Source organism: Vibrio sp. St2 (genome assembly GCF_947311885.1).
GTDB lineage: Bacteria > Pseudomonadota > Gammaproteobacteria > Enterobacterales > Vibrionaceae > Vibrio > Vibrio coralliilyticus.
The window spans coordinates 287,586-299,355 of sequence record NZ_CAMZNA010000002.1; the positions used below are offsets into that span (position 1 = coordinate 287,586).

General features: G+C 45.5%; 11 protein-coding genes. 6 read left to right on the forward strand and 5 right to left on the reverse strand.

Features of this window, described 5'->3' with window-relative positions; translation table 11 throughout:
• Nucleotides 1–25: 25 nt before the first annotated feature.
• Together QMA41_RS07800 and QMA41_RS07805 are read right to left on the reverse strand one after the other, a co-directional pair.
• Nucleotides 26–769, reverse strand: a complete 744-nt coding sequence (locus QMA41_RS07800) for a phosphatase (protein ID WP_021456741.1) — start codon at nt 767–769, stop codon at nt 26–28.
• Between the two features lie 48 nt (nt 770–817).
• On the reverse strand, nt 818–1,267 hold the full coding sequence (locus QMA41_RS07805; protein WP_281629301.1) for an SRPBCC domain-containing protein: 450 nt from the start codon (nt 1,265–1,267) through the stop codon (nt 818–820).
• Between the two features lie 165 nt (nt 1,268–1,432).
• Here QMA41_RS07805 and QMA41_RS07810 point away from each other — a divergent pair, with 165 nt between their 5' ends.
• The 5 genes from QMA41_RS07810 to QMA41_RS07830 all read left to right on the forward strand — a co-directional run bounded on the left by QMA41_RS07810 (nt 1,433) and on the right by QMA41_RS07830 (nt 8,691).
• The gene (locus tag QMA41_RS07810) at nt 1,433–4,309 is read left to right on the forward strand and encodes an HD domain-containing phosphohydrolase (RefSeq protein WP_281629302.1); all 2,877 of its coding nucleotides are present in this window, start codon (nt 1,433–1,435) and stop codon (nt 4,307–4,309) included.
• A 343-nt stretch (nt 4,310–4,652) separates the two neighbouring features.
• Nucleotides 4,653–6,155 (forward strand): glucose-6-phosphate dehydrogenase, encoded by a 1,503-nt coding sequence (gene zwf / locus QMA41_RS07815; protein ID WP_021456738.1) that lies wholly within the window; start codon nt 4,653–4,655, stop codon nt 6,153–6,155.
• Nucleotides 6,152–6,868: a 6-phosphogluconolactonase gene (pgl, locus tag QMA41_RS07820; RefSeq protein WP_064486457.1), complete on the forward strand. Its 717-nt coding sequence runs from the start codon at nt 6,152–6,154 to the stop codon at nt 6,866–6,868. The genes zwf and pgl overlap by 4 nt, the downstream gene beginning before the upstream one ends.
• 36 nt (nt 6,869–6,904) lie before the next feature.
• Complete coding sequence (gene gnd / locus QMA41_RS07825) at nt 6,905–8,353, forward strand: decarboxylating NADP(+)-dependent phosphogluconate dehydrogenase (RefSeq protein ID WP_281629303.1); 1,449 nt, start codon at nt 6,905–6,907, stop codon at nt 8,351–8,353.
• A gap of 200 nt (nt 8,354–8,553) precedes the next feature.
• Nucleotides 8,554–8,691 carry a hypothetical protein gene (locus QMA41_RS07830; protein WP_006961277.1) on the forward strand — a complete coding sequence of 46 codons (138 nt, stop codon included), beginning with the start codon at nt 8,554–8,556 and terminating at the stop codon, nt 8,689–8,691.
• Between the two features lie 45 nt (nt 8,692–8,736).
• On the opposite strand, the gene QMA41_RS07835 is transcribed toward QMA41_RS07830, so the two are convergent.
• Together QMA41_RS07835 and QMA41_RS07840 are read right to left on the reverse strand one after the other, a co-directional pair.
• Nucleotides 8,737–9,180 carry a YtoQ family protein gene (locus tag QMA41_RS07835; RefSeq protein ID WP_281629304.1) on the reverse strand — a complete coding sequence of 148 codons (444 nt, stop codon included), beginning with the start codon at nt 9,178–9,180 and terminating at the stop codon, nt 8,737–8,739.
• Nucleotides 9,181–9,201: 21 nt separating this feature from the next.
• The gene (locus QMA41_RS07840; protein WP_281629305.1) at nt 9,202–9,501 is read right to left on the reverse strand and encodes a putative quinol monooxygenase; all 300 of its coding nucleotides are present in this window, start codon (nt 9,499–9,501) and stop codon (nt 9,202–9,204) included.
• Between the two features lie 97 nt (nt 9,502–9,598).
• Here QMA41_RS07840 and QMA41_RS07845 point away from each other — a divergent pair, with 97 nt between their 5' ends.
• Nucleotides 9,599–10,003: a VOC family protein gene (locus tag QMA41_RS07845; protein WP_171349036.1), complete on the forward strand. Its 405-nt coding sequence runs from the start codon at nt 9,599–9,601 to the stop codon at nt 10,001–10,003.
• Here QMA41_RS07845 and QMA41_RS07850 read toward each other — a convergent pair.
• Nucleotides 9,996–11,759, reverse strand: a complete 1,764-nt coding sequence (locus tag QMA41_RS07850) for a sigma-54-dependent Fis family transcriptional regulator (RefSeq protein ID WP_281629306.1) — start codon at nt 11,757–11,759, stop codon at nt 9,996–9,998. The genes QMA41_RS07845 and QMA41_RS07850 overlap by 8 nt on opposite strands.
• Between the last annotated feature and the right edge of the window lie 11 nt (nt 11,760–11,770).

Sequence of the window (11,770 nt, forward strand, 5' to 3'; positions counted from 1 at the left end):
CACTTGAGATGAAAATTGTATCAACTTATAAATTGACGTAATCCTCTATCGGTGCTCGACCACGTAGTTCAAGGAAATCGAGGAATTGGCGAGCAGAATACGTGATAACCCGCGCACTGTCGATACCGACATCATCCATCAAATCAGACACTAAACTGAGATTACCAACATCCTGGCAGAAATGAGCATCACTACCCGTGGTAAAATACACTCCCAGTTTTTTACCAATCTGGGCGATTTCGTGGCAGCGTTCAACACTTCCCACTCTGCTGTTGCCTTTTAATGTGGTGTTGTTGATTTCGATTGCTACGTTATGCTCTCTGGCACACGTTAGAACCGATTCAAAATCAAAGTCGAAGTTCGGATTGCCTAGATGCCCTAGAGCATCAACTCGACCGCCACGAATAGTATTGATGAGGGCTTCAGTGTGCTCTTCTTTACTAGAAGGGCGAAATACAGGCTCGTGAAAACTGGCAATCGCCCAATCTAGATTCTTATCTGTTGAGGGATGGATATCCACTTCCCCCTTCGTGTTTAGAATATTGGATTCAACACCACGAATGACGGCAACGCCTTCTATAAATCGAGGCAAGACCCGCTGATTAGAAAAAAACCAGTAGTGTGGCGCTCCCGGCATCGATTCTGCGTGATCAGTGGTGCAAAACATCTCCAGACCATGTTCTTTTGCCAGTTTAGCGTTTTCAATGAGTGTGCTGTAAGCGTGACCACTCGCATAAGTGTGAGTGTGAGTGTCAACAACAAGCTTCATAATGTCAGCTTCCTAAATCTCCCAAAGTCTGGTCGATATTTTACCAGTCTAACTTCCTTGTTGCTCACATATTACCTTGATCAATGGCAGCGCCTTCTCCCATCCACTATTGAACATACTGACAAAGTCAGGATGAGTTTCAATTGTCACTTTAAGCAAGACTGAATTTTCCAGCGGCATGATCTGATAACTTTCCTTACTGCCAATCCACTTCTTAGCAGAATCACTGTCTATGTCTTGTATATGATCTGGGTTGAAGATAGCAATATGATGATATTCAATTACTTTGTGCTTCTCAATACGGTCAACAATAGCTCGAGTCCCACCTAGCTCTGGATCGAAGAAGGACACATTGCTCCCCTCCAACCATTCGCCTTCGAACTGGGATTGAGGTGAAAATGCTCTCGCCCACTGTGAATACAGCTCAACTTCCGTAAGCACTTTCCAGATAGTTTCTGGCGTTGTCGCCACCTCAATCTGATAATTTAGCGTTAGCATCCTGTTTTTTCCTTATCCCATCCTCTATTAGTTATAGTTGATTTAACGACATATTACTTTGTAAATCAGAAAACTAGCGCATTAGTCTTGCAAAGCTTAACGACAACTTTTGCATGATTCGTATATTGACCAATACTTATTAAGTAATTAGTTAATGGGCAAGACATGAAGAAACGTCGCTATTCGCTGAGTATCCATATAACAAGCTTGTTTTTAGTGCTGACTACCTTAGTCGGTACCGTGTTAATTGCGATTAGCTATCGACACTCTCAGGAATTGCTGACTGGCAGCGCTAAAGAACTTAGCAGTGAGAACAGTCGAAAACTTGAGTCCACATTCAGGGTGCGAGCAGGCCCTATACTCACGACTCTCGACTTCATGGCACTGAGTGCCGTTATCGATGAGCGTAAAGCTCCACTCAAAGCGAAACGATTCCTCTCTTCATTAGAGTTAATTTTTCAACGAAATCAGGGGCTAGTCGCCTTGTTCTATGCGAATGAGCACGGTGAGTTTACGATGCTTCGTCCACTGCGCGACAACAAATCTCGCGAACGATTTGGCGCCCCTCCCAAAGCCAGCATGATGATCAATTTCACAAAGGTCGATGGTTCAAATGAGTTCCATTATTTGGATGGCAATCACAAACGTATCGGATACAAAAAAACCAACGACAACGAATTCGACCCTAGAGTCAGGCCTTGGTTTACCAACGCCGATCCTGACGGAGATATTCGCCTTACCGAACCGTATTTTTTTTACTTTCTGAAAACCAACGGCGTGACCTTATCTCGCCGCTCAGCAGATGGCGGGAAAGTAGTAGCGGCCGATTTCACGCTATCTTCCTTATCGCAACAAATTGGTGAGATTGGCTTTTCTGACAATACCAAGCTTATGCTCTTTGACAATCAATTCAGAGTGTTAGCTCAGCATCAGACAGGTGTCGATCTCGCTCTAGATAATGAACAAATTCAACAAAAACTTGAGAACAGTCTATTCTCACCCATCCTCGATCGTCATAGCAGCCAGACTCTTTATGAGCCCGTCGTCGACGATGGTAAAAACTGGGCGGTAACATTAACCCCAGTGGTGCTAAATGAACATGTGCGCCTTCTTCTCGCAGAGGCAACCCCACAAGATGATCTGTTAGCCAATTTACTTTCGATGCGTGACCGACAGATCACCGTTGCGATGGCTATGCTCGCTATTTGTTTTGTCGTTGTGTGGGTCGTGGCGAATAAATTGGCGACACCTTTGCAAAATCTTGTCTTGCTCACTGATAATATCGCTCGCTTTGATTTCAAAAAAACCCGCTACCCTAAAAGTGTCATCAAAGAAGTCGCCAATCTGACCGAGTCGATTGAGCTGATGGAACATACTCTGCATGATTTGCTGCGCTTGTTGCGCGACACGGCTAGTAATCAGGATTTCTCAGTTCTTGCTAAAACCATCACACACCAAAGTTACCTCGTCACTAAAGCAGAGACCATTGTTCTCTACACCTACTCGGAACAACATAAAACATTTGAGACTGCAGCGAACCATGCCATCATTCCATTTAAGATTGAACTGAATGAGTTCCTGACTGAGACGGCTTGGTTAGAGACCGATTTGCGTCGAGGCGAGATTATGCACCTCAATCGAAGTGATAATGCGCTCAACCGACATAAAGAATATTTCTATAACTCTGACGTCTATTTCTTCCCGTTGCTCAACCGGGAGAAACGTTTAGTTGGTATTTTGTTGCTTGGGTATGAGCGCGCCATCACCAAAGAACAAAGCGATAAACATGCATTCCTAAAAGAGTTGCTCAGCTTTGCTGAAATCGCCAAAGAAAATATCGACCAGATGCAGCAACAAAAAGACATGTTAAATGCCTTCATTGAGCTGATTGCTTCAGCGATTGATACCAAGTCACCCTACACTGGTAGCCACTGCCAGCGTGTCCCTGAACTGACAAAAATGCTGACTCAGGTCGCTCAGGACGATGACAATTACTTCCCGCAATTTGGTATGAATAAAAAACAATGGGAAGAGCTTCACCTTGCTGCATGGCTCCACGACTGCGGTAAAGTCACTACCCCTGAGTATGTCATTGATAAAGCGACGAAGCTTGAAACCATCTACGACAGAATTCATGAGATTCGAATGCGCTTTGAACTGCTTAAAACTCAAGCAGAAGTGGATTATTGGCAAGGCCTTTACCAAGGAGGTAGCGCGACCGAATTAAAACGCACCCTGAAAGACACACACAAAACGTTGGATGAGGAATTTCAGTTTATCGCTCAATGTAATGTCGGTAGTGAACAAATGGAAGAATCTGCCATTGAGCGGCTCAACAACATAGCAAAAAGGCAGTGGAAGAGAACCTTGGATGATCAAGCTGGTGTATCTTGGGTTGAAAAACAACGAGCTGGTGAGGCACTGGCGTTGCCAGTGATGGAACCAATATTAAGTGACAAGCAGGTTCATCATATCCCATGGAAACAGGGAGAGAGTCCACAGGATGTCTGGAAAGAGCACTTTATCCTTCAACCCGGAAACCTTAAATATAATCGCGGAGAGCTGTACAACCTCTCGATTCGCTACGGCACTCTAAACGATGAAGAGCGGTTTATTATCAATGACCATATCATTCAAACGATTACGATGCTTGGTCGTCTTCCTTACCCTGAGCATTTGAAAAATATTCCGGAAATAGCAGGCGGACACCACGAACGCATGGATGGGAAAGGGTACCCAAGAGGGTTAAACGAAGACCAACTTTCTATCCCAGCCAGAGTCATGGCCATTGCGGATGTTTTTGAAGCACTCACTTCCAGTGACAGACCTTATAAAAAAGCGAAGAATCTGGAGGAATCACTCAACATCATGACTCACATGGCCACTTCAGGTCATATCGATCCTAAGCTTTACTTGCTCTTCTTAGAGCACGAAATTGATCAGAAATACGCTGAGATGTTCTTATCGCCGCAGCAAATCGTTCCTGTCGAACGAGAAGAACATATGCAAACCGTCAAAGCACACCTCAAAACCTTATTCTAAACCCACCCTAAGCGTTTCAATTATGTAAACAAATAGAGTTTTAACTCCATACAGATACGTTCATCAGAATTCTAAATAAATCTCATAGAATCAATGATCTGAAGTTTTCGCTAGTCAATATTTAATCGATTGCCTTCACAAAGGTTGATGTATATCAAATACTCATAGACAATACGCTGCCGAATTGAGTTTTATCTCTATAGCTCAAGAAGATTAAGGTTTTGGCTATCAAAGTAATAGGCATCACCGATTATCAATTTTGAAGTCCCGTTGATAGGGTTGGCTCTTCCAAAGGCCAGCATTGACGGCACATGATAACTACCTCGTTTCTAAGGGAAAGATGATGGTAATACCAGAAAACAGCAGCATCGTTATTTTTGGTGCTTCGGGAGACTTAACGTATCGTAAGTTAATCCCTGCTCTATACCACCTTTATGCGAGTAAGCAGCTTCCACAAAACTTCGCTATTCTGGGTGTCAGCCGCACAGAATATAGCGACGAGTCTTACCGCGAAAAACTGAAGCACTCACTTCAGGAAATGGAAAAAACTGAGCCTGCAACGCTAGATGCATTCATTAATCACTTGCACTACCAAGCGATCAATACCTCTGATACCGCAGACTACAGCAAACTGGTTACCCGTCTTGACCAACTGTCCGAACAGTACAACTTCGAGCAACGTAACACGCTATTCTACTTAGCTACTCCACCAAGCCTATACAGCGTTATTCCTGCAAGCCTTGCTACACATGGTCTAAGTAACGAAGAGGATGGTTGGAAACGCCTAATCATCGAAAAGCCGTTCGGTTACGATCTAGAGTCTGCTCAAAAGCTCGATAAAGAAATTCACGAACACTTCCAAGAGCACCAAATCTACCGTATCGACCATTACCTTGGTAAAGAAACAGTACAGAATCTACTGGTTCTGCGCTTCTCAAATGCGATGTTTGAACCGCTTTGGAACCGTAACTTTATCGAATACGTTGAAATTACCGGTGCAGAATTCCTTGGCGTAGAGGAACGTGGCGGTTATTACGACGGCTCTGGTGCGGTACGCGACATGTTCCAAAACCACCTACTGCAAGTTCTCGCAATGGTTGGTATGGAGCCACCAGCACAAATTAACGCAGATTCTATGCGTGACGAAGTGGTTAAAGTTCTACAGTGTCTGAAACCTCTAGACGAAGAGTCACTGCGTAAAGACCTTGTTCTTGGGCAGTACACCGCATCTGACGTTCGCGGCGAGCACTTACTGGGCTACCGAGAAGAAAACGGCGTCGCTGACGATTCACGGACTGAGACCTACATCGGCCTAAAAGCATACATCAACAACTGGCGTTGGAACGGTGTACCATTCTACGTACGTACCGGTAAGCGATTGCCAACACGCGTAACAGAAGTGGTTATCCACTTTAAGAACACGCCGCACCCAGTGTTTGGTCAGAACGCGCCTGAAAACAAACTCATCATTCGTATTCAGCCGGATGAAGGCATTCAGATGAGCTTTGGCCTAAAAGAGCCAGGCGCTGGTTTTAAAGCCAAAGAAGTGAAGATGAACTTCTCTTACAATGACTTGGAAGAGACTCAGATGCTAACCGCGTATGAGCGCTTACTACTTGATGCTTTGAATGGCGATGCTACTCTATTTGCACGTACTGATGCGGTAGAAGCTTGCTGGAAGTACGTTCAGCCAATTCTCGATTTCAAACAAGACCCACAAGCGCTATTTGGTTACGCCTGTGGCACATGGGGACCAAAAGAAGCAGACGATCTACTTCAGCGCGCAAACCGCGCTTGGCGTTTCCCATGTAAGAACCTAACAGACACGGACTACTGCGAACTATGATCAACCATAAGATCTTCCCAACAGCAGAACAGGTAGTAGAAAGCTTAGCGAACGACATGAAAGCGTTCAGCGAACTTGGTCGACCTGTTCATATTTCATTATCGGGTGGTAGCACACCTAAAATGCTGTTTAAGCTGCTATCAACCGATACATACGCTACGTCTATCCAGTGGAATAACCTACACTTCTGGTGGGGCGATGAACGCTGCGTCGCACCTGACGACGCAGAAAGTAACTACGGTGAAGCGAACGCTTTGCTATTTAGCAAAGTGAACCTACCAGCTGAAAACATCCATCGCATCCGTGGTGAAGAAGAGCCAAAAGCAGAAGCTGAGCGATTCGCACGAGAGATGGCGGATGTGATTCCAACGGAAAACGGCACGCCTGTCTTCGATTGGATTCTGCTAGGCGTCGGTGCAGATGGACACACAGCATCACTGTTCCCAGGTCAAACTGATTATCAAGACGAGAACCTATCGGTATTAGCTTCTCATCCTGAATCAGGCCAGATTCGTGTTTCTAAAACAGCGAAAGTTTTAGAAGCCGCTAAACGTATCAGCTACCTTGTACTTGGTGCAGGCAAAGTTGAGATCGTAAACGAAATTCATACTACTCCGGCAAGCGAGCTGCCTTATCCAGCTGCGAAAATCCAGTCTAAAGCTGGTGAGACCGAGTGGTACTTAGATTCAGACGCAGCAGCAAAAATCGCGTAATGCGAGCGTCCATTTTTAGAGAAATTGGAGAGAAAAATGAAAGGTGATATCGGTGTAATTGGCCTAGCAGTAATGGGTCAAAACCTTATCCTGAACATGAACGATCACGGATTTAAAGTGGTTGCTCACAACCGTACTGCTGCGAAAGTAGACGAATTCCTTGAAGGCCCAGCAAAAGGCACTAACATCGTTGGTGCATACTCTCTGGAAGAGCTAGTAGAGAAACTAGAAGCACCACGTAAAGTGATGCTTATGGTTCGTGCTGGTGCTGTTGTAGATGCGTTCATTGACAACCTAATCCCGCTTCTAGACGAAGGCGACATCATCATCGATGGTGGTAACACTAACTACCCAGACACAAACCGTCGCGTTGCACATTGTCGTGAAAAAGGCATCCACTTCATCGGTACTGGTGTATCTGGTGGTGAAGAAGGTGCTCGTTTCGGTCCTTCAATCATGCCTGGCGGTTCTGCGGAAGCTTGGGAAGCGGTTAAGCCTATCTTCCAAGGTATCTCTGCCAAAACTGACGCTGGCGAGCCTTGTTGTGACTGGGTTGGTAACGACGGTGCTGGCCACTTCGTTAAGATGGTTCACAACGGCATCGAATACGGCGACATGCAGCTGATCACTGAAGCGTACCAGTTCATGAAAGATGGTCTCGGTATGTCTGCAGACGAGATGCAAGCGGTATTCGCTGACTGGAACAAAACTGAGCTAGACAGCTACCTAGTCGAAATCACAGCGGACATCCTTGGCTACAAAGATGAAGACGGTGAGCCACTAGTAGAGAAGATCCTAGACACTGCTGGCCAAAAAGGTACAGGTAAATGGACAGGTATCAACGCGCTAGACCTAGGTATTCCACTGACTCTAATCTCTGAGTCTGTATTCTCTCGTTGCCTATCTGCCCTGAAAGATCAACGTGTTGAAGCTGAATCTCTATTCGGCAAAACAATCACACCAGTTGAAGGTGACAAGCAAGAGTGGGTTGATGCACTTCGCCAAGCTCTACTGGCTTCTAAGATTATCTCTTACGCTCAAGGCTTCATGCTAATGCGCGAAGCATCTAACGAGAATGGTTGGGACCTAAACTACGGTAACGTAGCGCTAATGTGGCGTGGTGGTTGTATCATCCGCTCTGCATTCCTAGGTAACATCCGTGATGCGTACGAAGCAAACCCAGACATCGCGTTCCTAGGTTCAGATGACTACTTCAAAGACATTCTGCAAAACAGCCTGAGCGCATGGCGTAAAGTCGCGGCTAAGTCGCTAGAAGCAGGTATCCCAATGCCTTGTACTATCTCTGCACTGTCGTTCCTAGATGGTTACACTACAGCGCGTTTGCCAGCGAACCTACTTCAAGCTCAACGTGACTACTTCGGTGCTCACACTTACGAGCGTACTGATCGTCCACGTGGTGAATTCTTCCACACGAACTGGACTGGCACAGGCGGCGACACAGCGTCTACTACTTACGACGTATAAATATGCTTAAAGGGGCTTAGTACGGTATTTTGTAATACCCGAAACTCCTACTACAATTAAGACGTTATGGAGGATGTTAGCCTAGCTCGCATCCTCTATTTTTTGAAACCTACAACAAGGAGTCGTGTGAGTTCTCACAACGGCATTGGTGAATAGCTTAACCTGGATGGTTTATAACAATCTAAATTGAGGTTCTTGAAATGACTATTAATAAGTACTTTGTCTTTGTTCCTTCTATTGAAGAAGCTAAAGCGAAAAAGGAAAGTGAAGTGGTAAAAACTAAGGAAGCTCAACGTCAGGCATTAGTAAAACAGGCGCAGCAACAGGGCGGACTGTAAAGGCTAGGTTTCAGTAAAAAGAGCGCCCGTTTTGGCGCTCTTTTTTTAATTCTGACTCGTAACGTATTTTAGGAGCTCGACGACATGTTCCGGTGACTCCGCCCACGCCATTGCCGCAGCATCGACTTCTTTAAGCGGGTGAATCAAAGACTCCTCGTGAAGCGTTATATACGGCTTATCAAGTGCCGCTAACATACCTGCATCAAATGCGGCATTCCACTGACGATATTTATCACCAAAGCGCACCACGCCAATATCACACTGTTTGATAAGAGTAGACGTTCGAATGGCGTTGACTTTGGACGATTGGTGGTCACGCCAAAAGCCTGACTCATTCTCTCTGAGTACGTCACCCGCTGCATCGCTGGAGTCGTGATCGGTATTCGCAGAATAGAATTCAATATTCAGATCCTGTTTCTGAGCACCTTCCACAATACGTTCGCGCCAATCGGTATGAATTTCACCGCTAAGATAGACTTTCCAAATCATCACATTGTTTCCTTTTGATTGTTATTTTGAATTTGTTGCTACGACATCCGCACGAATGACTGACTGTTCAACTACTATATCAGCTAACTGAACTCGACTTGCCAGATAATGCTCAGTGTGTTTGTGCACAGCCAAAGCTTCTTGGCTTTGATAAATCTCGTACAGATGGAAGAGCTGCGGGTCGTTGAGATCTCTGATTACGTCAAATTGTACACAACCCAACTCATTCTGACAGGACGCTTTGGCGTTTTCATTCATGATAGTGATGTAGTCTTCTTCCCTACCTTTCTTTACTCGATTGGAGACGATTATGCAGTACATAATTAGCTACCTTCCTTGATAAATTCCATCATTATTGCAATACAATCACATTATTGTATACAATTTAACTTAAAATAAAATACAAGGAAGTGTAATTATGGACAGACCTGCTCCATTTAATGGTATGAGACATATTGCTTTAGTGGTTCAGAAATTCGAAGAGTGCGAGGCTTTTTACACTGATATCATGGGCATGTCAGTGTTGAGACGAGCAAGTGATAATCTGGTTTACCTGACTAACGGCTGCGATAACCTCTCACTTGGTCGCGCCCAGTCACAACGGGTATGCTCGCCCATCAGCGTCGATCACTTTGGTTTTATTGTTAGAAGTAAAGATGAGCTCCATCATTGGTATGAGTTCATGCAAGAGAAAGGAGTCACACTGCTCGACGCGCCTCATGATCACAGCGATGGTGCGAGAAGCTTCCATTGCCGCGATCCGGAAGGTCACGTCATCCAGCCTCTTTATCATCCCGAGATTTCACACCAGACCATCATTTAGTTTTGAGCAACCCCAATGCTTTGAGCTTTCGATAAACGGTGTTCCGGCTGATTCCCAGCACTCGGGACACCTTGCTAACATTTCCGTTATGCGCATGGTATGTATCGACCAATGTGCTATTAAGCGTTGATTTCAAATCTTGTTCTACCACTTCACTTTGCACCGGAGTGTTTTCTAACAATGGCTGGGCAAAGTGAGTAGGCACATGCTCAATACTGATTTCTTCTACATCGCTAGCAATCAAGCTGGTGACTTTGAGAAGGTTATCCAACTCTCTCAGATTGCCTGGCCAACGATAATTGAGCAATAACTGCATTAGCCACGCCGAGATTTGCTGGGAGTTTTGTTGGTGTTTTGCGTGAATTGCCCGAATCAAGGCGGCTTTGTCCTCGCGCTGATACAGTGAAGGTAGAGTAATCACTAAGCCATTCAATCGATAAAAGAGATCCTGCCTAAAGCGTCCCTGAGCGACCAGTTGGTTTAAATCCTGATGCGTTGCGGCAATCACCTGAATGTCCACTTGATAGGATTGAGCCGAACCCACAGGCATAACCACTTTGTCTTGCAGGACAGATAGCAAACGGCACTGCGCATCAAGCGGCATTTCCCCGATTTCATCCAGAAATAAGATGCCTTTATCCGCCTGTCTCACCCGCCCTGAATAGCCGTGCTTACTCGCCCCGGTGAACGCTCCAGACGCATGACCAAATAGCTCAGATTCAATCAAATCTTTAGGTAGTGCCCCGCAATTAACAGTGACAAGCGGCTGCTTACATCGGGCACTGTGTTTGTGTAGCGCTTTGACGAATTCGCCTTTACCAACTCCCGTTTCTCCGAGAATTAACAGACTAATATCACAGCCCAACACTTTATTTGCCTGTTGCCACGCTTGTTCAACTTGGTGATCACCATAGTGAAGTTCACTCGATACGCTGAGCCATTTTTTCTGGACCGGCTTCTGGCCTAAGGTCCGTTTTTCAAAGACGAACTGCGCGCTCTGCTCTGGCTGCTTGAGAAGGCTCTCGACATGCTCTCCAACAAGTGCTGCCTTAGGGATAAGTTGAGTGGCGACCTGATTGTGTGCCACCACCTGACCATTTTCATCAGCAATCACTATGCCTTGCCAGCCACTCTTTAAAACTGACTCATTGTGCGCAAGGTTAATTTGCAATACTCCCTCAGGGATTTGCGTCAACAGGTAGTTTTCAATCAGCTGCACCATATTCTGGACTAATAGCTGCGTAGTCACATCATGTTTGCTTTGCTCACTGGTTATATCGAGAATGCCAACCAGTTCACCACGATGGTTAAATAACGGGCTCGCTGAGCAACTAATGAAGCGATGCTGTTTGATAAAGTGCTGCTCTCCAATAATAGACACTGCTTTCTTTTCGAACAGTGCCGTTCCAATCGCATTCGTCCCTTTTAGCCTTTCCTGCCAGCAACTGCCTGAATCCAGCGCTATCGACATCAACTTTTCTCGGAATCTTTCCTGCCCCCAACTCGCAAGAATGACCCCTTCATCATCCGTCAAAATCAACCGGCTATCTGTTCGAGAAAGAACTTGATTAAACAAAGGCAAAGCGCACTGCTCCACAGCTTCAATCACGCCTTGAGCCTTATAACGTCGCTCTTTGAGCAATGCGTTGGACACGTTAATGTCTTCAGGTTTCTTTACCTGTTTGAGGCCCGCATTAGTACTTCTCTGCCATGAGGACATGAGCCAACTGTCTGGTTGGTGGGTTTGTAGTTCCATACCTGTTCCAC

Bases quoted from the DNA above. Each gene is read 5' to 3' on its own strand.
- QMA41_RS07800 (WP_021456741.1), bottom strand. From the start codon at position 769: ATGAAGCTTGTTGTTGACACTCACACTCACACTTATGCGAGTGGTCAC.
- QMA41_RS07805 (WP_281629301.1), bottom strand. From the start codon at position 1,267: ATGCTAACGCTAAATTATCAGATTGAGGTGGCGACAACGCCAGAAACT.
- QMA41_RS07810 (WP_281629302.1), top strand. From the start codon at position 1,433: ATGAAGAAACGTCGCTATTCGCTGAGTATCCATATAACAAGCTTGTTT.
- zwf (WP_021456738.1), top strand. From the start codon at position 4,653: ATGGTAATACCAGAAAACAGCAGCATCGTTATTTTTGGTGCTTCGGGA.
- pgl (WP_064486457.1), top strand. From the start codon at position 6,152: ATGATCAACCATAAGATCTTCCCAACAGCAGAACAGGTAGTAGAAAGC.
- gnd (WP_281629303.1), top strand. From the start codon at position 6,905: ATGAAAGGTGATATCGGTGTAATTGGCCTAGCAGTAATGGGTCAAAAC.
- QMA41_RS07830 (WP_006961277.1), top strand. From the start codon at position 8,554: ATGACTATTAATAAGTACTTTGTCTTTGTTCCTTCTATTGAAGAAGCT.
- QMA41_RS07835 (WP_281629304.1), bottom strand. From the start codon at position 9,180: ATGATTTGGAAAGTCTATCTTAGCGGTGAAATTCATACCGATTGGCGC.
- QMA41_RS07840 (WP_281629305.1), bottom strand. From the start codon at position 9,501: ATGTACTGCATAATCGTCTCCAATCGAGTAAAGAAAGGTAGGGAAGAA.
- QMA41_RS07845 (WP_171349036.1), top strand. From the start codon at position 9,599: ATGGACAGACCTGCTCCATTTAATGGTATGAGACATATTGCTTTAGTG.
- QMA41_RS07850 (WP_281629306.1), bottom strand. From the start codon at position 11,759: ATGGAACTACAAACCCACCAACCAGACAGTTGGCTCATGTCCTCATGG.